Origin of the sequence: Methanosarcina thermophila TM-1 (assembly GCF_000969885.1) — an archaeon.
Classification (GTDB): Archaea; Halobacteriota; Methanosarcinia; order Methanosarcinales; family Methanosarcinaceae; genus Methanosarcina; species Methanosarcina thermophila.
Genome location: NZ_CP009501.1, coordinates 1,159,779 through 1,182,499, shown reverse-complemented (window position 1 = coordinate 1,182,499; position 22,721 = coordinate 1,159,779). Strand labels below are relative to the sequence as shown.

The following is a 22,721-nucleotide window of genomic DNA, read 5'->3' as shown; positions in this document are numbered from 1 at the left end:
ATGAAAAATGAAAACTGTTTACTGTTCCATTCTCGGGTTCGGGGCAATTGGGCAAGGTGTGGCTGAAGTACTCCTTATGAAAAAAGAATATCTTGAAAGTATCGGGCTGGAGGTAAAAGTTGTTGCTGTTGTGGACTCAAAGGGCGCAACCGTTAATCCTGAGGGCGTGGATCTTGCCGACTGCCTTTCCAGGAAGATGAAAGATGGAACGGTAGCTATTGAACCTATCTCCGGAGTTGAGGTTATCCGGTCCATACCGCATAATCTGGTGATTGAAACTACTCCTACGGATATACGAACCGGTGGAGTAGGGCTGCAGAATATGCTTGCAGCCTTCCAGACCGGAAAAGATGTTATTACCTCCAATAAGGGACCCCTTACCCTCAAGTACAGGGAACTCATGGAAGCCGCAAAGGCAGCAGGCTCGCATTTCAGGTTTGAGGCGACCGTCGGCGGTTCAATGCCTATTATCAACCTGGCAAATGAGGTGCTTGCAGGCAACAAGATTAAAAGCATCAAAGGAATTCTGAATGGGACCTGCAATTATATCCTGACAAGAATGCTTGAGGAGAGGGCAAGCTATAATGACATTCTAACCGAATCCATGCAGCTTGGCATTGCTGAAACCGATCCCACGTATGATGTGGAGGGAATCGATACAGCTTGCAAACTTGTTATTCTCGCCAATTCGATTTTCGGGCTTGATGTAACTTATAACGACGTTGAAGTTACAGGGATTACAAAAGTCACGCCTGAAGCCCTCGAAATGGCTTATGAAAGAGGGCATGTGATCAAACTCGTAGGTGAAGTCAGCAGGGAAAGGATTCATGTAGCTCCAAGGCTTGTACCTATCAACCATCCCCTTGCAGTGGGAGGAACTCTGAACGTGGCATCGATAGATACCGAGCTTGCAGGAGAAATTACGGTTACGGGGAAGGGTGCAGGTCCGATCGAGACCGCAAGTGCAATTCTCAGCGATCTGGTCGCAATTTATGGAAACGGATAAACAAAAAGTTCGGATCTATCTATTTGGATAAAATAAAAATTTGCGTGGATCATGACAAGCTTCAGGGAATTTTCAGAGACCTGCCAGGCGATTGAGAAGATCTCAAGTACTATTGATACTACAAATAGAGTTGCGGATTTTCTTAAAAAGGTCGATGTAGAAGAACTGCCCATTGCAACTCATTTTATTATGAGTGAGGTTTTTCCTGCCTGGAGTGGAAAGCAGCTGGGAATCGGAATAAGCCTGCTGTATGCCGCCCTTTCCAGAGCTTCGGGAATGTCTGTGAAAAGCATAGAATCTCTTCTACGGACTACTGGAGATATAGGGGACACAACCCTGCTTATCCTTAAGGAAAAGAGGAAAAATCAGGTTACTTTCTCTTCTTTCTTCGAAGAGCAGCCCGAACTCTCAATAACGGAGGTTTATAACCGTTTCAAAATCGCCTCAGAAGCTTCGGGGAAAGGCTCACAGGATATCAAGATAAAAAATCTTCAGTTTCTCTTCAACTCCTCAACCCCCAGGGAAGCAAAATATATCGCCAGACTTGCCCTTGAGGAACTCAGGATCGGCGTCGGTGAAGGCGTTGTAAGGGACGCGATTGCAAAAGCTTTCTCTGTGCCTGTGGACGTGGTCGAGCATGCCTTTATGGTCACAAACGACCTCGGGATAGTTGCTGCAACTGCAAAGGAAGGCGGAATAGAAGCCCTTGAACGCCTGGGAATCGAAATCAATCGCCCGATTAGAATGATGCTTTCCCAGATCAGTCCTGATATAGCTGCCGACATCAGGGAAATGGGGGAGGCTGCAATTGAATGGAAGTTTGATGGGGCAAGACTCCAGATCCATAAGGCTGGAGATTCGGTTACGCTTTTTTCACGCAAACTCGAAAATGTTACGAATTCCCTTCCCGACCTTGTGGAGATAATTCGCAAGCACGTAAAAGCTGAGTCGGCAATCCTTGATGGGGAAGCCGTGGCTGTGGACAAAAACGGCAAGCCCAGGGCATTTCAGGAAATTCTCAAGCGTTTCAGGCGCAAGTACCATGTGGAAGAAAAAGCCCTCGGCATCCCTATTCAACTCAACCTTTTTGACATCATGTACTTAAACGGAAAAACCCTGATAGACCTGCCTCTCATTGAAAGGAGAAAAGCGCTTGAGTCCTGTGTTGAAAGCTCAACTGAGGACTCAAAATCAATCTGCGTAGCCAAACAGGTGATAACCGGAGACCTCGAACTTATAGAACAGATCTACAAGGAGGCTTTAAAAGCCGGGCATGAAGGTCTTATGGTCAAAAACCCGAATTCGGTCTATTCTCCTGGCAAACGCGGCAAAAACTGGATTAAGAAAAAACCTCTTATGGAAACCCTCGACCTTGTAATTGTGGGAGCGGAATGGGGCTTTGGCAGGCGTGCAAACCTTATAGGCTCTTATACTGTTGCCTGTTATGATCCAGAAACCGGTCGTTTTCTCCAGGTAGGCAAAGTGGGCACGGGTCTGACTGACGATCAGCTAAAGGAGCTCACAGAGATGCTCTCTGACCTCATGGAAGGCGGAGAGGCAGGCGGAGTATTTGCAGTACGCCCAAAAATCGTCCTTGAGATCGCCTTTGAGGAAATCCAGAAAAGCCCCAATTATAACTCAGGCTTTGCATTGCGTTTCCCGCGCTTTATCCGCATCCGGGACGATAAAGACCCGGAAGAAGCCGATACAATACAGAGGATAGAAAAGGTATACAGCCAGCAGTTGAAAAGGCTGTAAAAAGGGGGAGCGGCTGCCGTTTTCTTTTTGCGGCAATCACATGACCTTTTGATTACTCTTTTTTGAAACAGTTTAAATCCTTTGTCTTTTTCGGCTGGAAATAAATATTTTCTTAGTCAACGACAGGACATTTTTCGGAGATTAATTTTACATATAAACAGAAGTTTTGGAACGTAAGTAAGCCTTCCGTTAGTAGGATGGGCTCAATATCAAAATTTCATATGTATATCATCGATTAGTCAGCAGATTCATAATGCATGTCATAATACTCATTATTAACTTTTATATAATTAGTTCCATTATTGGATGAGATTTTCCCAAACTCCGATATATTTTCATGGTAGTTGGAAGGTACTATTATATTTTTTCCTGGATTCATCACCGCTTCTTTAACACAGGGATATTTCTCAAGATCTTCTAAACTGAACTCTATGTATCTCTCTGGTGGATCCTGAAATTTATCTGCCCTAATATACATACCTGCACCAGGCTGATAAATCATTAAAAAGAAGACTAGAAATATTGCTAAAACCGCAAGAAAAGCTGCGATTAAGGGTTTTGTTTTTGTTTCCATACTCTCTCTCCAAATACATAACAAAATAAAATGCAGGACTTAATCCTGCACAAAACAATTTAAAAACGCAATCAATAGTCAACAATTAAAGAGAACTAACTTACCGAAATTTGTTCATTGTTGGTATTGTTTTACCCAGGCTGAATAGTCACATTCTAACATTCTGTTTGTAACTTCACGATAATTTCATTAACACTTCTGCAATAAATTGTCATTGCAGCACATTTTACCCTTCAAGATATTCAGGGAATACGTTCAAAACCGTTTCATTCTTTTCAAGCTCATTTTTCATTCTAAGTGCATCTTTCTCTGGAATCCAATACTTAGACTCATCGCCAAGGTGAAGATAACACCAAACAAACTTTTTAATCTGAAGATTATATTTTTCCACCACCTTAAGAACACTTTCATCCTCAAGACCTTCTTCGGATACAAGAATGTAATAATAATTTCCCTTTTTGATTTCAGGGAATCTAGGTTCAGGGATTTCAGGATATACAGGATCATTCCAATTCTCCTCTTTTTTCAATTCATCTCTTTTATTTTCATCTACCTTTATGTAATATTTGTCTGCGTAATCATCTACATCATAATTCAGCCTATACATGGTCAGGTTGCAGTTTTCAAGAATAGCTTTAACTTCGGGTTTAGTAACTCCTTCTTCAAATTGAATGGTTAAACCTCCTACTTGCAGTTCTTTAACTGGAGTTTTCGTATCGATTGAGTCATTAGTATTAGCTGAATCATTAGTATCATTTGCAGTCCATATACCATCTGGATTTTCCTTGTCAACTGACATATTTGGCTCAACATGTGTTGAAGCAAACAGTACCAGGGGTATTACTAGAATCAGAAAAACAATAATGGCAGCGATAATCAATTTTTTATAAATTGATTTTTTCTTCATGAAAAAATTTCCACCTATAGTCTTCTTTGAACTCTGAAACTAAATAAGGTTTCAATCTTCGGATATAAATTTATTATGTAAAATTATGCAGGTGAATTTTCATGAGTTTAATTAAACATTCATTAAACCGGTCAGGTTTTAATAGAAACGTAAAAGTCTTCGAGTTCTAATTGACACCAAAAATTCGACTTTACTTTTACAAATAATTTTAATACTTTTTCCTTCGCTAAACAACAAAATTAGCAAAAATGACACCAATATACACGCCCGACAGAAGATAAAATAATATATTGTGTTAGAAAAATTCAATAAGAAAGTAAGAAAAATATCTGTGAATGCGGCGACAGGAAATGAATGGCTTTTTAAGCTTAAAATTGAGTGTTGTAAAATTCGTTTCTGAGCGAGTTTACATATAATTATACTAAGGATGAAAATTTCTCAAAAATCAAACATACTTGAAGAGGTCATCCCTTTTCATTTCGTGCAGCCTGTCCCGAAGCAAGCCCTTTAAGGCTTTCAGGTCTCCTTTTTTCGCGCTTATCGGGGCTATTATATGCTTCCAGTTCTGCCAGGGCGGCTCAAGCCCGAGCCAAAATGCAATCTCGTCAAGGAGAGGATCGTACTCGTTTTCTTTTACTTTGTCCATCTTGTTTGCTGCGATAATGGTGTCAATCCCGACTTCCCTCAGGAAATCGAACATCTCGACGTCTATTGGGATCTGGTTTCTTGAATCCCAGCGATCCACAATCTGCGGGAGAGCAGGACCGTCTATTACAAGTACCCCGAGTTTTATTCTTTCGGCGTTGTCTTCAATATAATGCACAGTTTTATCTTTTATGATGTCTTGTTTCCGGTCTTTTACTCCGCTCATGAAGCCGAAGCCCGGCATATCCGTGATAAGCAGGTCCGAAATCTGGATATGTGCAGGGCGAAGGGTAACCCCAGGGCGCTTTCCAACCCTTACCTTCGCCCCGAAGAGTTCCCTAAGCAGGGAGGATTTGCCCACGTTTGAGCGGCCCACAAAAATTATCTCAAAGCTTATTCCGCTTTCAGCTGCGATTTTACTTATTTCCATTGTCTTCTGCTTCATTTGCCTCTCCGAGTTCCTTATCAAAAGCTCTGAGGAATATGTAAAGGGAATTTTCCGGGATTCGAGCACCTGCCGCAAGAGGGTGACCTCCACCGCTTCCCCCGAACTTGGGAGCGACTGAGCGGAGAATACGGTTTACATCGACCTCTCCCCGCGAGCGGATGCTCAGGTCGTAAGCTTCCTTTCTCTCACGGTATTCAGCAGCAATCCCAACATTACGCCTGCCATAGGAGGCTGCGTAAATTGCTGCTTTTGAAATGGAATTATTGCTATTTACAATATACGCACAATTTCTCAGGGTCTTCACGTTTTCCTTAACAAAAAGCCTTATCTTCTCCTCATTGATAGCAGCTTCCCTTGCGAGCTCAAGCAGTTCAGGGACATTTGAGGGAATAATATCCTTTGAGAGGGGTTCGATCAGGCTTCTTTTGAATTCGTACTCTTTTCCTTTATAAAGGATAGCCTGGGTCAGAGTTCCAGCTTGGAAGTAAAGGTTTCTTTTATCCCAGTCTTTAATCCAGCTTTTTACATGCTCGGTGTTGTCGCAAAAGTCCCCTATAGCTCCATATATGGCTACTCTCCGCATATCCCTGTTCAGGCGCTTTTCAAAAAGCCTGTAGGTTAGTTCTGAGGAACAGGCTTCAGACTCATGGTAAAACCAGCTTTCTTTTATACAGCTCTTCGGGAGAGGGTGATGGTCAATATAGTAAAGGTTGCATTTTTTTGCAAACCTGCAAAGCATTGTATAAAGCTCAGAGCAGTTCCTCTCATCTATTGCGATATCGCAGATAATTAGGTTTCTCACATCCTCAATAAGCCTTAACTTCTCAAGAAGGTTAACTGGACTTGTAAAATATACATAAGCATCCGGATAAGCAGTTTTTGCAATCGCACCCGAACAGATTCCATCCGAGTCCCCATGGGTAAGCACTAGAGTTTTTGTTTTAAGCCGGCTCTGCAGTTCTTTCATTTTTCTCTCCTTTTTTCACTTTCGGAAGATCACCGCGATATTAGCGTTCTGCTACTAAATTTATTTTATTTTTTATCCAGATGTTCCTAAGTTAAAAAAAGGTTCGTTTTAATATTCTATTCTCGGGGATGGCAAGAAAATACAAGAGCAGATAGAAAAAAAGGAATAGATCGAAAAAGAACAACCAAAAAAGGGCTAAAATATAATATACATCAGAATCTTAAGTGTTTATACTGATTTTTTGTTCTACTGCATAGCAGGGAAATACTCAGCCAGAACTTTAATTACGGAATAAGGTAAACATGGAAAATATAAAAGAAAGTGTATCTATGTTTACCTTATTCTGTTATCTTCAGTTTAGATCTTTAATTTCCTTCACGGTCGTCTTTTTCCCAGTAAACCTGTAGCAGCTAGAAGTCCTGCTGCAGCAAGAATAACACTGAATCCGGGAGTTTCTCCGTTATCCTGTTCTTTGAGGCTGCTTAAAGAGTCATTTTTTTCATGGCTGGATCCCGTTATCCCTTCGGGTTGTGGGCTGCTTTCTTCAAGAGGAAGGCCTACTCCTACATAAATAACAGGAGCATCCGAGATGACCTCTCCTGAATACCCATCAAGATCGAGAAAAGTTGCTTTACATGCAGGAAGGTGGATTTCTCCTTCTTTATTCATTTGCAGGATGTATTTTATTTGTCTTGAGCCCCCATCACTTTCGAGAACTTGTTTGAATCTGGTTTCCCCGCTTATAAATTTAGCTTCAGGAGGTATTATATCGGTCAACGTTACACTTGCATCAACATTCCCCGTATTTTTTGCAGTGACAGTAACAGTCAGCTCATCTCCCTGATTAAGCTGTTGCCTGTTTATGTTTTTCGTAACTGTTATTTCAGGCCCATAAATTTTTACTTTCTCCGAGTTATTAGAAGCAGCCTCTCCGTTCTGCCCATTGGGAAGAGTAAAAGTAGCTATAGCTTGCGGGAAAGTAAATTCTCCTGGCTTGTCAGGAATCAGGTTATACTCAAAAACTTTTTCACTTGTTTCTCCAGATTTAAGCGAAAAGGTCTTCTCAAGAGTTACAGGGTTCTGGAGGTGAGTTTCAGGAGCAATTGAATCCTTGAGCACTATATTATTCAGATCACAGACCCCTTCATTTCGGACGTTGACAGTGACATGTACAGGCTTTCCCATATGATTATTTTTCGTAACAATCTTTGAGATAACAAGACCCCATTTTTTCTCTACTTTTATAACTTTCGAACCCACGTTTTCATATTTATCGCCCCTCACATCCACACATGTAGTTTTTGCAGTTATGTTAAGGTCAGTATCGACCCAGGGAGTTGGAGTTTTTAGCGTAATATTTACAGGCTCAAGAGTCTCGCCTTTAAGAACTTCCCCAAGTTTGTATGTTGTTTTTCCTTTAAGAACCTCCATTCCAGCCGTATCAATGGTTAGAACGGTATCCTTAGCTTTTGCTTTTCCGTCATTTTTAATCTTTATTGATACATCGATTGCGCTGTCCCCAGTAGATTTGGAGTCATATGTATCCTTTTTAGTTTCAACGCCTATGTCAAAATTCGGCTCTCCCTTTAGAAATATATCCAGTTTAGCATAAGGATTCCAGTTCCCTGTCCTGAACTCCTTTCCATCTCTCTTTATAATCTCATAATTTGGATCTACTTCCCGAGCATAAACTTTTATTTTGTCATCATATACTACTTCCAGGCCTGCGGAAAGAGGAGCAGTCTTTAATTTTTCCCCCTCCTTTGAAATTGAGACGAATACTTGCTTGTTTTCATTAAAGTCTTCTGCTTTTATAACATAGTCGCCGACTGTTATCGTTTTCCCCCAGTGCAGTGTAGTTCCATCACGTTCTTCTACCCACTCGATATCTTCTGCCGCCAGGGTGGTCATTGAGACAGCCAGAAAGAAGAAAACGGCAAATAATGCAATCAGTGCAAGCTTCTTATCCATAGTTACCTTCCTTGATTTCACTTTTATAACAATCTGCGCACTGGAAGCATGCATTCTGGATTGTTGCAACAATTACAGCTACCTAAATATCTTTACTTTCAGAATATAAATAAATATTAAATGTTTATTTACAGTAATACGGCCGTATTATAATCCAATGCATTGTTTTTTGCCCCAGCATTCCCCTATGATTTATAATTTTTAAATCGCCTATGCTGTTAGATTTATATTGTTAAATTCTAAAGCAATTTTTTAACAGATTTATCTTAACTCTGTAAATTTTGTTTTAACTCTGTAATTATGACCCTATAAACTATCTTAATGACAGGTATTTTAATTTTTTGTAGAGTTTAGAATCTTAATAAACTTCTAATATTAGAGATGTTTTCATTTTAAAGCTCATACCCTGGCAAGGTAGAATTGGAAATTTTCAAATGCTATCAAGAGGTAACAGCTTCAGGCGTATATCGGAGGTGTTTTATGAAACTTGCAAAAGTTGTGGAAATTCTCGAAAAAATTGCACCACCCGAGCTTGCTGACGAATTTGATGAAGGCAGGATTGGGCTAATTCTCGACCTGGATAATGATATAAAAAGGGTTGCGGTCTCCCTTGATGCTACCATTTATGTGCTTGAGAAAGCTGCAGAAATGAAAGCAGATCTGCTGGTTACCCACCATACCCTTATTTTCCATCCCATAAACAAAATTTCAAAGCCTCTGGCGAAATGTCTGAAGCTTGCTCTTGAGAATGAAATATCCCTTTACAGCATGCACACAAATTACGATAGGGCTGAAGGAGGCATCAACGATGTGCTTGCCTCAAAGCTCGGGCTCAGGAATATCAAAACCGTGGAGATAGGCAGGATAGGGGATATCGAACCGTGTTCCCTGGCTGAACTTGCATCCTGTGTCTCTGATGTCCTTAAAACTCCTGTAATGTATGCCGGAGAAAAAGAAGAGATAAAACGGGTGATGGTCGTTGGAGGCAGCGGGTTCTCAACCGAATTCCTAGAGCTTGCCAGGGCAAATGGAGTTGATGCTTTCATATCTTCCGAACTCAAGCATAATATTCTCCGTGCTTATGGAGATCTCTGCCTGATTGACGCCACTCACTATGCTACGGAGAATCCGGGTATGGAGGCTCTGTGTTCCCGGCTGGCTGAAGTTCCCGGTCTCGAGGTGAAATTTATTGAACAGCCTTCAGGACTCAAGGTTATTGATAAATCTTGAAGCACCTTTCGGGGATCCGATCCTGAGAAGAAGCATCTGAGAAACTGTAATTAAAACAAAACCCCGGTTAAAATAAGCCCTATTAGAAATAAGCTCTAATTAAAATAAGTTCTATTAAACTCTATTAATATAAACCTAATTAAAATAAGTTCTATTAAACTCTATTAAAATAAAATCTAATTAAAATAAGTTCCATTTAGAATAGACTTCCGTTTAAAACGAGTTTAATTTTAGACCATTGAACAGTAGGCTATGTAATAGTATATGAGATATATGTGAGATAAAGCATGTTTTTACCCTTGGTCAACGCACGGGTGATTTGAAAATAAGCCCTATTAGAAATAAGCTCTAATTAAAATAAGTTCTATTAAACTCTATTAATATAAACCTAATTAAAATAAGTTCTATTAAACTCTATTAAAATAAAATCTAATTAAAATAAGTTCCATTTAGAATAGACTTCCGTTTAAAACGAGTTTAATTTTAGACCATTGAACAGTAGGCTATGTAATAGTATATGAGATATATGTGAGATAAAGCATGTTTTTACCCTTGGTCAACGCACGGGTGATTTGATATGATCGAGAAAAAAAATTGCAACAGGCTGGAAACAGAAGAAAGGGATCAGAATAAAAAGGAAATAGAGGAAATGGATAGAAGTAAACACAAAATAGAGGAAGAAGATCAAAATAAACTCGAAGAATATACAGAGGATTCCCTGGAATTAATGCTTGTAGAGCAGTCAAGAAGCCAGATTCGTTCGGATTATCGCCGCAGCCTGGGCAGCGAAAATCGTAGAAGATATATGGAATGATCTCCTGGTGGGTCCTTGAATAAAAAGAAATTTTCTAGAATTTTCTTCACATTCGGGAATTCTCATGAGGTTATGACATTCCACAGTTTTCAGAATTAAAGTTTTTTCCCACAGGGAAGACGGGAAAGAACGTCTGTATTTTGGAGAATTTTTTTCTCCAAGTAGAGAGTGGTTTTCAGATTCAGAGTCTCTAAACATCCTGTATTTTTTAAAATGCTCAAAACGGCCCAGGTCATGAAACTGGGCTGTTGCTTTGGCGAACCTGCAACCATCCTCTCCAGTTTTTTTAGTTCGGTCAGTAAAAGAATATTTTCACAGACTCTACCAGCCGTATGTTTTATTTTTCAGATTTATGTTTTCCTTTACAAAAGTCTCAGGAGAAGAAAATTAATCTATATAATCCAAAAACCACTTTCTCAGGAGTTCCAGCTCTTCTTTCCATATGCATACTTCAATAGGAGCCTCAATGTATAAGACTTCCGCATGTTTTCGAAGGTCTAGAGGCTATACTTATACTAATAATTTTTATTTCCCTTATTATGCGTTTTTATTTTACTATTTATTATTTCTGTAACAATAATATATTATCGGGTTAAATATAGAAGAAGCCTGAACATTCTTTTTAAACTGCAAAAATTTTATATGGAGGTACTCCTAAAACTAAGTATCAATCAAGGGAATGGTCATAAACTGGGTAAACTATCTTCGGGAGGGGCAAAAGGAATTTATTTAGTTATTATTATTCTTTTATTGTTCTCGCTTACGTGGTTATTGAACAGTATAGAATAGTGAAATAAAACGATAGTGGAAGACTCTTTATGAAAAGTTTCTTTAGGAACTCATTAAAATAAATAGGGGTGTTTAATGAGCTCAGTGAAAAAAAATAAATTAATTGTTAATTTATTTATTCTCCTTGCTTTGACATTATATTTTTCAGGTTTTTCACCTGTAGCAGGAGCTATTACAGACCAAGGACGGATTGTAAAGGGTAATGAAAATACAGGAGCTAAAATTACTCCTGACCTTGATAAGGTAATCTCGCAGCGTCCAACTTCTGTAGAAGGTCTTATTGATAAGGGACATGCACTGCATTCTCTTCGAGAATATAATCTTTCTATAGACTGCTATAACGATGCACTGGATATAGACCCCAATTCATCACTTGCCTGGTATGGGAAAGGCTGCTCTCTGGCTGAACTGGGAGAATATGAAGAAGCAATAAACTGTTATGAGAAGGCTCTTTCGACCTTTCCAGTTTCTTCAGGGAGCTGGTCTGAAAAAGGGGATGAATTCTTTAAACTAAAAAAATATGTTGATGCAATTAACTGTTATGATAAAAGCTTTGCTGCTGACACCTATGTTTCCACTGTCTGGTACCAAAAAGCTCTTGCTTCCGAGAAGATGGGGCTTGATGAGGAAGCTCTGGCTGCTTATAATAAATCCATTGAATTAAATTCCAATTCTTCTAGGGCGCTGCAGATGCAGGGAATGGCTTACCTCGGACTTGAACAATATAAAGAGGCAATGGAGGCTTTTGATAGAGCTCTTAATATCACTCCTGACAATTCTGAACTATGGTACCAGAAAGGAGAAATTCTTGACAAGTTAGGGGATTATGAAGCTGCAGTAGACTGTTATGACAAAGCAATTTCTTATAATCCTGATATGGTAAACGCCTGGCACAAGAAAGGTGTTAACCTTGAAAGGATGGGAGCATACGAAGAGGCTCTTGCCTGCTATGATTTTGTTCTCCTTTCTGAGCCTGAAAACCTTGAAGCCTTGAAAGGAAAGGGTTTATGCCTCGAAAATCTCGGGAGAATTGATGAGGCTTTGAAGTGCTATGATGAGATTTTGACCTATAACCCTGGCAATTCCGAGGCATGGTACAGCAAAGGTTCTTTGCTTAATAAAGCCGGTCAATACGATGCTGCAATAGCCTGTTATGATAAGGCGCTTAATCCGGATACAGGGATTCCGGTTAAGGAAATCGGAGGTGAACTGCTCGAAAAGCTGAGTGTTTACGAAGCTTCCCTTCCAGGTTATTCCGAAACTCCTGAGTTTGAGTCTCCTGTAATCAAGATCTGGTACGAGAAAGCCCTTTCTCTTGATAAGCTTGGGAAATACGAAGCTGCAATTGAATGCTATGATGAGGTTCTTGAGACCGAGCCAGAACACGCTGTTGTCTGGTATATGAAGGGTCTTGACCTTGACAAACTTGGTAGGTATAAAGAAGCCATTGAGTGCTATGACCGAGCCCTGAAACTGGATTCCAGGTATGCTAAAGTATGGTACAAGAAAGGTCTCGATGCTTCAAAGATAAAAGATTATGACAGCGCGGTAAAAAGCTACGATAAAGCCCTTAAAATCGATGAAAACTATACGCTTGCATGGTATGGTAAGGCTTTTGCTCTTGCAAAGCTTGGAGAATACGAAAGCTCGCTCAAGTGCTACAATAAAGTCCTTGATGCCGTTCCAGACAGTGCTGATGTCTGGTACAATAAAGGTCTTATTCTCGATGAACTCGGAAGACATGCCGAAGCTTCAGATTGTTATAACAGGACACTTCAGATAGACCCCGATTATTCTGCTGCCCGTTTTAAACTGAATGAAAATCTAGGAAAGAATTCAACAGAAGCTTCAGTGTCTGAATCTGTTAAAAATATTAGTGTGGATGCGAATCCTGCCCAGGCGCTTTCTGGAGGTTTCTGGTCTTATCTTCTGAATCATAAATATGCAAATTCAAATGATGAATCCGAACTCTCGGAAGATCTTAGTTCCCTCAGCCCGGAGTTCGGTTATGACGCGCCATGGTCCGGGAAGGCTGCCATCTATAGTAAACTTGGAATGTATGAAGATGCCCTTACCTGCTACGATATGGTACTAAAAATCAATCCCTCAAGTTCTGATGCCTGGTATCAAAAGGGTTTGATATTTGAAAAGCTTAATAGAAATGAGGAAGCTGTGGAATGCTACCAGAAAGCTCTGGATCTTGATCCTCAGTCAAGTGCGGCATGGTACGGAGTTGCCTCTACCGTAAGTGATCTTGGAAGGCTGGAAGAAGCAATCAGTTACTATGACCAGGTGCTTGCTCTGAACTCCAGCAATACCGAGGCTCTTCTTGGGAAAGGTATTGCCCTTGCTAACCTGGGCCGGTATGAGGAGGCAGTCTCCTGTTATACCACTATCCTGGATTCTGAGCCTGAAAATCGCGAGGCTCTCAGGAATCGTGCTATTGCTCTGTCAAAATCTAATAAATCCGAGGATGCGCTTGCGGACTACGATAGAATAATTGAGCTTGAGCCTGATAATACCCAGATCCTGGCTGAGAAAGCTTCTTTATTTGAGGAACTTGGAAGGTATGAGGAAGCTGCTGCATGTTATGAAAGAATGCTTGAAATCTCGCCAGATAACACGGAGATAATTTACATGCAGGGAAAAGCCCTGGAGAAGAACGGAAACTTTGAGGGAGCAATAGGTTGTTACGACAGGATTCTTGAGTTGAATCCCGAGGATGTGGATGCTTACAACCACAAAGGTTTTGCACTCTACAAACTGGAGAAGTATCAGCAGGCGATTGACTGCTACAACAAAGCACTTGAATACGATTCGGATAATGCTTCAACCCTGTATTTGCAGGGATGTGCTTATCTCACGATAAGCAGCAATAAAGCTGCACTGAATTGTTTCGACAGGGTAGTCCAGCTTAAGCCTGACTGTATCACGGCATGGTATAATAAGGGGTTCATCAACAACATGATGGGAAACACTGAAGAGGCAATTTCATGCTACGACAGTGCTCTTGCAATTGATCCGAACTCACCTTCGGTCCTTTACAATAAAAGGTTTGCTCTTTACACCATTAAGGAGCTAGATGAGGCTGAAGAGTGTAAGAAAAAACTCGATGAGATCGATCCCGGTTTTGTAGATGCCCTGCAGAATAAAGGAACTCGATTCTTCCTTCCTGAGACTTACGACAGCACTTTGAATTACACGCTGCCCTCAAGATGGTACGGAGGAGAGGAAAACGCATCAGGAAACATAAGTAAGAACATGACCAAAACTCCCCTATCAGGAGATATCCAGAAATCCTCTGACAATCTGGAAAATAATACCAGCAACTTTACCCGGGAATCTTCTGATAATCTGGAAAACAATACCAATAACTATACTTCGGAGTTCGGTGAAGAGAAGGGAAACCAGGATTCAGGTGACTGGTATGTGCCAGAGCCTGATGGGGGAAAAGCAAATAATAACGAAGAATGGCGTATTCCGGAAGCCGGCTGAAGTTTGAATTCCAGAATATTGGAACTCAGAAGCTCAGTGTGCATTACTGCACACTGGCACAATTTTTTCAAGTTTTTTTGGCTGCCGTCGGTATTTATTTTCTTCTTATTGTTTTTTGCTTTGGGCTTATTTACTTTTACTATTTCTATAAACAAAATTCTTTTTCCTGAAAACTTTAAACTTCATGCCGTCCTTATCGTAATACCCATGACAGACAATTCCAGTAAATCAGAAGCACAGACCGAGGCTGATATCAATACTTCGGGAAAAAGAAAAATCAGGAATATTTCGGAAAGTCATACTGAAAAAATGAAAAAATATAGCTCCGACCCTTCTTCTTCCGGGCATGAAACTCAATCTGACGTAGTCATAGTACGCTATGGGGAACTCGCCCTTAAAAGCGCAGGAATTCGGAACTGGTATGAGAAAATCCTTATGACTAATATTGCGGCAATGCTCGACTCGAGAGGCATTCCATATTCCCAGATACGGCGGGAGTGGGGAAGGATATTTATCGAGACTGTGGATGCCCGCGCGGCTGAAGCTGCTGCTGATGTTTTTGGAGTTGTCTCAACTTCCCCTGCATTGTCAACAGAGCCTACTCTTGAGAGTGTATCCGCTGTATGTGCTGCCCTTGCAAAGGATCTGGTTTTAGAAGGGGAGTCTTTTGCCATCAGGGCAAGAAGAAGTGGAACACATTCCTTCTCTTCAGCGGACATCGGCAGGGTCTGCGGAGATGCTGTCTGGAGCACACTGGAAAAAGAAGGGAAACATCCAAGGGTTGACCTGAGTTCTCCTGATAAGGAAATTTTTGTTGAGATGCGTCAGAATCTGGCTTATGTTTACCTGAGAACGTTTAAAGGAGTTGGTGGGCTTCCTCTCGGCACGCAGGGCAGTATGGTAGTTTTGATGTCAGGTGGGCTTGATTCTCCGGTTGCAGCCTGGCTTATGATGAGGCGCGGAGTTACGATTATTCCTGTCTATTGCAATAATTCCCCTTATGCCGAGAATGCCGCAAGAGAACGTGCTTTTGATTGTATTCGCCAGCTCCAGAAATGGGCTCCTGGACATCAGTTTAAGACTTATGAGATCCCTCATGGTCCGAACCTCCGGGCTTTTATCGACCTCTGCAGCCGGAAAAATACCTGTCTCTTATGCAAACGCATGATGTATCGGGAAGCTTACGAGGTTATGAAAAAAGAGGGCGCAAGCGGAATTATTACCGGCTCTTCCCTTGGACAGGTAGCCTCCCAGACCGCTGCCAACATGTATGCCGAAATCTATCAGCTTGCTATTCCTATTTATCATCCTTTAATTGCCTTTGATAAGACCGAGATTATAGATATTGCCCGCAAAATCGGAACGTATGATATCTCCAGCCGGCCCGCAGGCACTTGCACTGCCGTGCCGGAGCGACCTGAAATAGGAGCAAACTATGACCTTATTGTGCATGAAGAAAGAAAAATGGATATCGATACAATGGTTTCCAATGCTATGAAAGCCGCAAAAGTCATTAAACTATAAAATTGGCTTTAATTCTTTTAATTTAACTTATAATAATATTTAATTTTTAGTAAATGCTAATGCCAAGGTATTTCAGGCTTTTTAATCACTCTATCAGTTCAAGAGATTTTGAGCTTTGAGAATACCGTCACATGGCATGGAGCTTCAAAAGCCTTCTCATGTTTTCCTTATTAATCGGTTTTTAAGAAGAGCGGCTTCTATAGTCTCACAGAGATCCTCTTCTTTAAAAGGCTTCGAAATATAACCCTCTGGTTCTGTTGCCTTAGCTCGCTCAAGTGTCTCGCAATCTGTGCAGGCAGTAAGGTAGATTACAGGTATTCCAAAGCGTGATTTAATAATCCGGGCAGCTTCAATTCCATCCATGTTTCCTTTTAGCATAATATCCATTAACACGAGGTCAACCTTCTTAAGTTCGGCTTCTTTTATAGCCTCCTCCCCTGAAACTGCGGTACATGGTACGTCATAGCCCAGATTTTTCAATTTATTTTTAATATTAAGAGCCACAATAGTCTGGTCTTCAACAACCAGAATTTTTATTCGATCCATTCCTTCACCCGTTTTCATCATTGATCAATTCTTCCATTTTTTCATAAACGTAGTCTCTCATAATCCCCTCTAAAATCACGTCTACATGGTTTGATTTTCCCCTCAGTGAATTAACTCAGGACACAAGTCCGGATAAAATCCACCAATAGTATTATAAATCCCCTCTTCTCAGGCTTATGAGTTTGACCACCAAAAATTACACAGTTATTATAGGTTCTTTTTTTATTAATTTTACTGTTGTCCGAATTCTTTCTCGGAAGAACGGTTCGAATTATGTTTTGGGACCAGGAGAATCTTTGATTTTTCTTTTAGTTACGATGTAATCGCAATTTTATGTATTTTTGCCCAGTCCAGTAATTTGTTTTTAACTGGTGCTGTGAAGTATCTTTGAGCCGATCGATATCATTGCATCTCCAGATGCAGCAGTAACAGCCAGCTGAGTTTAACACCTGAACGCTTCACATGTGAAATGGTTTCTGTCTCTGCAGTGTTATGTGCATAAAATGATAATATTACAAAGATTTTTAAAAATATTAAGGTTCAGAACTCTTTACCTGTTCGGTTTTGCGGCAATCATTGAAAAAAAATTTATAGAATAAAAACATTATTATGACGCGATGAATCAGTTTTTGTTAGTATTCATACAAATAAAAAGTGACTCATCAAAGGACTTAAATAGGATAGCACAGTATTGATTGTTTGAAAGATTTACTAAAGGTCAGTTTGGGGAAACTCAAAAACTTAACTCTAACAGGCTTAACTCTAAAAAAGAGAAAAATTCGATTATTCATGCAATTTACTGAGTCAATAAGTTGTGCTAAAATTTCATAAATATATCTAAGTTAATAAGTGATGCTTAATTTCACAAGTGTGTTTAAGCCGCAAAATAATGTTAATAAGCTGCAAAATAATGTTAAAAGTTATAAGCTATGCTAACGCCGAATTAAAAAAGTATTCAGTTAAAAGTTAAAGATTGGTAATTGATTGAGAGTCCCTGTTTGGTGACCCGGACTCTCAATCGATGAAACCCCCCCCTGGAGAATAATTCCATATTCTCCCACAGTTGCAAGAGAAACAGTGTAGAAATCAATTATCTGAAATTGGTGATTGATTGAGAGCTCCTTTCGGATCCCTGAGCTCTCAATCGATGAAACCCCTGTGAAAAGCTCCCCATACGCTATGCTATAGTACACTGTTACGCTTCTCTTACAACTAAATCCTTCTAATGCTGAAATTGTATATATAATAAATTATGGCAAATATTCAATTGCCTGCCGTTTTTAAATCACTATAAAGTTTTGGATATTAGAATAATTTACGATATGTTCCAAAAATATAATTGATTCCTAAAATATGCTGGCACCTTATTTTTTAATAGCTTTAAATTTTAAAGCGAAAAAAATCAATGACTTAAAATTTAACAAAAAGGTAAACCGGCCTGAAAGGCCGATATGCTGCCTTATGGCTAATTATACTGGTATGCACTGCCTTACAGCTAATTATACTGATTAGCTTCTGTTTTTAATCAATTGTTGTCTTAGCCAGCTGTTTTTTATTAAGCGGTGTTTTCACTCTTCTTTTTAAGAAGCTCTACAGCCAGCTCCCTTAGTTTGTACTTTTGAATCTTCCCGCTTGCTGTCAGGGGATATTCGTCCACGATGAAGACATGCTTGGGAACCTTATAACGGGCGATCTTGCCTATAGCATAATCCCTTATGTCAGCTTCGGTAAGGTCTGCGCCCTTTTCGAGAATTACAAAAGCTCCTACAATTTCTCCGTATTTCTCGTCAGGAATCCCCACAACCTGGGCATCTTTTATTCCGGGCATGGTGTGAAGGAATTCTTCAATTTCCCTTGGGTATATGTTTTCACCTCCCCGGATGATCATGTCTTTAATCCTGCCTGTGATCCTGAAATAGCCGTTCTCGTCACAGGTCCCAAGATCCCCGCTGTGCAGCCAGCCGTCCTCATCAATCACTTTTCTCGTTTCTTCAGGCATTTTATAGTAGCCTTTCATTACATTATATCCGCGGCAGCAAATTTCTCCAACTGTATTCGGAGGTAGAGGTTCATTTGTATTTGGGTCTACTATCCTGACCTCAACTCCAGGGAAATGTTTCCCTACTGTCTCTACTCTGAGCTCGAGAGGGTCGTCAACTGTGGTCTGAGTCATGCCAGGAGAAGCTTCAGTCAGCCCGTACACACTTGTAATCTGATAACAGTGCATATCGTTTACAACCTTTTTCATAGCTTCTATGGGGCAGGTAGAGCCAGCCATAATCCCGGTTCTCAAGGAGGAAAGGTCAAACATATCGAACATGGGGTGCGTATACTCGGCAATAAACATTGTAGGCACGCCGTAGAGAGCTGTACACTTCTCTTTCTGAACTGCTGCAAGCACAAGCAGGGGGTCAAAAACCTCAAGCATAACAAGCGTTGCCCTGTGCGTCAGAACCGCCATGACTCCTAGCACTATTCCAAAACAGTGGAAAAGAGGTACAGGCAGACAGAGACGGTCTTCATGGGTGAATTTCTGGCGGTCGCCTATGGAGAGCCCGTTATTTAGAATGTTTTTGCTGGTAAGCATAACTCCTTTCGGGAAGCCCGTAGTTCCAGAGGTGTACTGCATATTTACGACATCATCTGCGGTTACACTCGCCAGGATTTCCCTGAGCTTGTCGTCGGGATAGTGACTGCCAAGCAGCATGAGCTCATTGGTATTATACATACCCCTATGCTTTTCCTGCCCAATGTAAATTACGCTCTTTAGATACGGGAAATTTTTGCTTTTCAGTCGCCCTCTCTCAGAACTCTTTAGTTCGGGAACTAGTCCATAGATTATTTCAAGATAATCAACATCCCTGAAACCATCAATAAGAGCCAGGGCTTTCATATCAGACTGCTTTATTACGTACTCAACTTCATGGCTTTTGTAGGCAGTATTTACAGTAACAAGTACTGCCCCTATCTTAGCTGTTGCAAACATGAATGTAAGCCAGTCAGGAACGTTTTTTGCCCAGATTCCTACATGATCTCCTTTTTTTATTCCTATAGCTAGCAGCCCTTTTGCAAGGTTATTGACCCTTTCGTTAAATTGCCCATAAGTAAAACGGAGATTCCTATCAGGGTAAACAATAAATTCATGATCAGGATCTACAGCCACCTGTTTTTCAAAGTATTGACCGAGGGAGTCTTCTATAAGATCCATAATTTCAGCCTCTCACTTGCATTATCTATTTTTTAGAAATCATTAGCTTACGAGCCGAGATATTAAATCTCAAAGCTCGTTTACTGGAGGCAAGTATATTCATATCGAGCAGGGAGAATCCGTATCCGTACCCATTTCAGTGCTGTCCATTGCAGGGAGCATATGTTCTTTTAGGATCTCTCTGATCGAATCCGGAAGAGGGATTGCTTTCTGGAGCTTGAAGTCATAATAGACCAGCACTGCCTGACCCCTGACCTTAAGCTCTCCTTCCTGCCAGGCTTCATGCCCGACAGTGAAAGAACTGTTTCCGATCTTTGTAATATAAGTTCTTATTTCCACATCAGATCTGAAATACATCTGGCGTAGAAAATCAAACTCTGTTCTGACCAGAATCAAATGCCATACATCAGGACTGAGATCAAGATCCGGTGAAAACAGCCGGAATATCGGGTTTCTTCCAATTTCGAACCAGACAGGGAGGACAGTGTTATTTACATGCCCAAGCCCGTCTATGTCCCCAAATCGCGGACTAACAATTGTACTGAACATTTTGGATTACCTGACTCTGAGATACTTGTACTTAGTTTTTAAATCTAACTTTTAAATCCAGAACTTCTCACCAGTTAAGCTAAGTTCTTACTTTTTCTCTACCTGACTGTAATTTTACAGGGGAGCATAGATTACAGCCAGAATTTTTGCATCCCCTTCGCCTGCTGCGTGAACATCATGCGGGACAATGGAGTCATAATAAATGCTGTCTCCTGCGCTCAGCCTCTGAACGTCCTTTCCGTAAAAAATCTCGATTTCTCCTGACAGGACATAGATGAATTCCTCTCCTTCGTGAGAAGAGAGCGGGTGGCTTTCGTTGGGGGAAGGGTGGATGTCAATAATAAAAGGTTCCATGTGGCGGTCTGCTTTATCCGAGGCAAGAGAGTAGAACTCAAGAGCACTCTCTTTGGGTTTCTCAGTTTTTCCCGAAAAACGGACTACTTTCTCGGATCGCCCTGCCCTGACAATTACAGGCCCACTCTGGGGCATATCGTCCAGAAAAGTACCGAGGCGGACGCCTAAAGCCCGGGCAATCTTTATAAGAGGCGTTAAAGACGGAATCAGGGCTCCATCTTCTAGCTGCCGGATTAATTCCGCGCTGCTCTGACTGGCTTCAGCCAGTTCTTCAATGGTCATTTCCTTGGCTTCTCTAAGCTGGCGTATTTTACTACCGACACGGTTCTCTTCTAACATTATTCGATTTCCTCACAAATTCTCTGGGATAGCGGACCCGGCAGAAAAATAAATACCCGAATCCTGTAGATAACTTTGAAGGCTTATCTCTTTTGCACCACTCTATTATAAAAAATGTACGTTAAAGTACGCTTTTAAATATCTCATGTAATACAAACAACCAGAATAAAAATTATGAAACAGGTAGAAAAGAGATAAATGATGGATAAAAAGAGATGAAAACAGGCAGAAGAGAATTATAATATGAATGAATGGTAAAAGAAGAAGGAATTCAGGAGCTTACTCAAATTGAGGACTGGATTTAATCCTTTACTCAAGTGGGATTCTAATGTCATCTTCTGGAATGCGGAAGCAAAATGTAATCCCTTACTCAAATTCAAAGTTGCAGCTTATGCCTTCTGGATCAAAACAAAGATTACAGGAAACGCATCTTGCTTTTTTTACCTGCCCTGATTTGAATTTCAGAACAATATCAGGTTCGCTTATAAACACCCTGCTCATTGAAACAAGATCTGCAAATCCGTTTTCAAGAAGGTAATTAATAACCTGAAGCGACCTGATCCCGCCTACAAGAATGACCGGGATATTTACTGCATCCTTTATTGCTTTTGAACAATCCTTGAAATATGCTTCTTTGGCAGGGGCATTGATTGCGGTTCTTATAGTTACCCCAGCTGTCTCCCCTATTCCTCCACTGACCTCTATCGCACAGACTCCGGCTTTCTCAAGCAGTTTTGCGATTTCTACCGCCTGCGTAATATCGAGTCCGATTTCAGCCTTTTTTGAGCAGCCGGGCTGGAAGCCGTCAGTTGCATTCAGTTTGACTAGAATGGGAAAAGAATTTCCTGTTTCTTCTTTTATGCGCCTGACAATTTCCGTGATTATCCTTGTTCGGTTTTCCACCGAGCCTCCCCATCTGTCAGTCCGCCTGTTGGTGTAGGGGGAGATAAAGTTACTCAAGAGGAAGCCGTGGGCACAGTGGAGCTGCACTCCGTCAAAACCTGCTTTTTTTGCCCTGACAGCCGCTTTTGTAAAAGCTTCGATCATCTCCAGGATTTCATCTTCGGTCATTTCTCTTGGTACAACCGCTGAGTGTCCGTCTTTTACTGCCGAAGGAGCGATAGGAACCGGATATTCGTCCGAAACATTTGCCTGCCGCCCTCCATGCACGATCTGGAGAACGATTTTGCTTCTGTACCTGTGAACCCTTTCGGTTATCTTCCTGTAAGGTTCAATAAAACGGTCATCATAGATCCCTTGTTGTAAAATATCACTCTGCCCGCCAGGGAGCACATAGGAATAGCCGGTTATTATAAGCCCGACCTCGTTTTTGGCAAGCTCTTCATAAACATCTCCAAGCCTTGAGGTTGGCGTCCCGTCTTCCTCAGCCAGAAATTCGTGTGTTGCAGACCTTACAAAACGGTTCTGGAGCTCCAGGTTACAGACAGTGATAGGGTCAAAAATCATGAGAAAAAATAGGATATGGGAAGGTAAATAATTATCCCGGATTTTAAATAAAAGTGAACTTTGCGTTCAAGATCGGCGCTTATTTCCGGTGAAAAGATGGTAACTCCAGGGTTATTGAATAGTTTCCTTT

The 22,721-nt window shown here is 40.9% G+C and carries 16 protein-coding genes; 6 read left to right on the top strand and 10 right to left on the bottom strand.

The genetic code is table 11. From position 1 onward, the window contains the following. Positions 1–7: 7 nt before the first annotated feature. Both MSTHT_RS05035 and MSTHT_RS05030 read left to right on the top strand, forming a co-directional pair. Positions 8–1,006 (top strand): homoserine dehydrogenase, encoded by a 999-nt coding sequence (locus MSTHT_RS05035; RefSeq protein ID WP_048166837.1) that lies wholly within the window; start codon positions 8–10, stop codon positions 1,004–1,006. A 51-nt stretch (positions 1,007–1,057) separates the two neighbouring features. Beyond that, positions 1,058–2,764 (top strand): ATP-dependent DNA ligase, encoded by a 1,707-nt coding sequence (locus tag MSTHT_RS05030; RefSeq protein ID WP_048166836.1) that lies wholly within the window; start codon positions 1,058–1,060, stop codon positions 2,762–2,764. 235 nt (positions 2,765–2,999) lie between these two features. Here MSTHT_RS05030 and MSTHT_RS05025 read toward each other — a convergent pair whose 3' ends face one another. From MSTHT_RS05025 to MSTHT_RS05005, 5 genes are all read right to left on the bottom strand, one after another. Continuing rightward, on the bottom strand, positions 3,000–3,338 hold the full coding sequence (locus tag MSTHT_RS05025) for a hypothetical protein (protein ID WP_048166835.1): 339 nt from the start codon (positions 3,336–3,338) through the stop codon (positions 3,000–3,002). 226 nt (positions 3,339–3,564) lie between these two features. Then, the gene (locus tag MSTHT_RS05020) at positions 3,565–4,245 is read right to left on the bottom strand and encodes a UPF0228 family protein (protein ID WP_052721834.1); all 681 of its coding nucleotides are present in this window, start codon (positions 4,243–4,245) and stop codon (positions 3,565–3,567) included. A 445-nt stretch (positions 4,246–4,690) separates the two neighbouring features. After that, positions 4,691–5,320, bottom strand: a complete 630-nt coding sequence (engB, locus tag MSTHT_RS05015; protein WP_048168395.1) for a GTP-binding protein EngB — start codon at positions 5,318–5,320, stop codon at positions 4,691–4,693. Beyond that, positions 5,307–6,305 (bottom strand): DHHA1 domain-containing protein, encoded by a 999-nt coding sequence (locus MSTHT_RS05010; protein ID WP_048166834.1) that lies wholly within the window; start codon positions 6,303–6,305, stop codon positions 5,307–5,309. The genes engB and MSTHT_RS05010 overlap by 14 nt, the downstream gene beginning before the upstream one ends. Positions 6,306–6,680: 375 nt before the next feature. Continuing rightward, positions 6,681–8,297 (bottom strand): DUF11 domain-containing protein, encoded by a 1,617-nt coding sequence (locus tag MSTHT_RS05005; RefSeq protein ID WP_231588202.1) that lies wholly within the window; start codon positions 8,295–8,297, stop codon positions 6,681–6,683. Between the two features lie 459 nt (positions 8,298–8,756). Between MSTHT_RS05005 and MSTHT_RS05000 the strand changes: the two genes are divergently transcribed. The 4 genes from MSTHT_RS05000 to thiI all read left to right on the top strand — a co-directional run bounded on the left by MSTHT_RS05000 (position 8,757) and on the right by thiI (position 16,128). Then, the gene (locus MSTHT_RS05000) at positions 8,757–9,506 is read left to right on the top strand and encodes a Nif3-like dinuclear metal center hexameric protein (protein ID WP_048166832.1); all 750 of its coding nucleotides are present in this window, start codon (positions 8,757–8,759) and stop codon (positions 9,504–9,506) included. Between the two features lie 577 nt (positions 9,507–10,083). Further along, entirely contained in the window at positions 10,084–10,320 is a 237-nt protein-coding gene (locus tag MSTHT_RS15030; RefSeq protein WP_048166831.1) for a hypothetical protein, read from the top strand. A gap of 918 nt (positions 10,321–11,238) precedes the next feature. Continuing rightward, complete coding sequence (locus MSTHT_RS04990) at positions 11,239–14,604, top strand: tetratricopeptide repeat protein (protein WP_231588201.1); 3,366 nt, start codon at positions 11,239–11,241, stop codon at positions 14,602–14,604. Between the two features lie 309 nt (positions 14,605–14,913). Further along, complete coding sequence (thiI, locus tag MSTHT_RS04985) at positions 14,914–16,128, top strand: tRNA uracil 4-sulfurtransferase ThiI (RefSeq protein ID WP_048168394.1); 1,215 nt, start codon at positions 14,914–14,916, stop codon at positions 16,126–16,128. A 156-nt stretch (positions 16,129–16,284) separates the two neighbouring features. Here the strand turns inward: thiI and MSTHT_RS04980 are convergent, their stop codons facing one another. From MSTHT_RS04980 to MSTHT_RS04960, 5 genes are all read right to left on the bottom strand, one after another. Then, the gene (locus MSTHT_RS04980) at positions 16,285–16,674 is read right to left on the bottom strand and encodes a response regulator (protein WP_048168393.1); all 390 of its coding nucleotides are present in this window, start codon (positions 16,672–16,674) and stop codon (positions 16,285–16,287) included. Between the two features lie 1,555 nt (positions 16,675–18,229). Next, the gene (locus MSTHT_RS04975) at positions 18,230–19,882 is read right to left on the bottom strand and encodes an AMP-binding protein (protein WP_048166829.1); all 1,653 of its coding nucleotides are present in this window, start codon (positions 19,880–19,882) and stop codon (positions 18,230–18,232) included. 99 nt (positions 19,883–19,981) lie between these two features. Then, complete coding sequence (locus MSTHT_RS04970; protein ID WP_048166828.1) at positions 19,982–20,431, bottom strand: acyl-CoA thioesterase; 450 nt, start codon at positions 20,429–20,431, stop codon at positions 19,982–19,984. Positions 20,432–20,545: 114 nt separating this feature from the next. Further along, on the bottom strand, positions 20,546–21,124 hold the full coding sequence (locus MSTHT_RS04965) for a helix-turn-helix domain-containing protein (protein ID WP_048166827.1): 579 nt from the start codon (positions 21,122–21,124) through the stop codon (positions 20,546–20,548). A 366-nt stretch (positions 21,125–21,490) separates the two neighbouring features. Further along, positions 21,491–22,591: an NADH:flavin oxidoreductase gene (locus MSTHT_RS04960; RefSeq protein WP_048166826.1), complete on the bottom strand. Its 1,101-nt coding sequence runs from the start codon at positions 22,589–22,591 to the stop codon at positions 21,491–21,493. Positions 22,592–22,721: the final 130 nt, after the last annotated feature.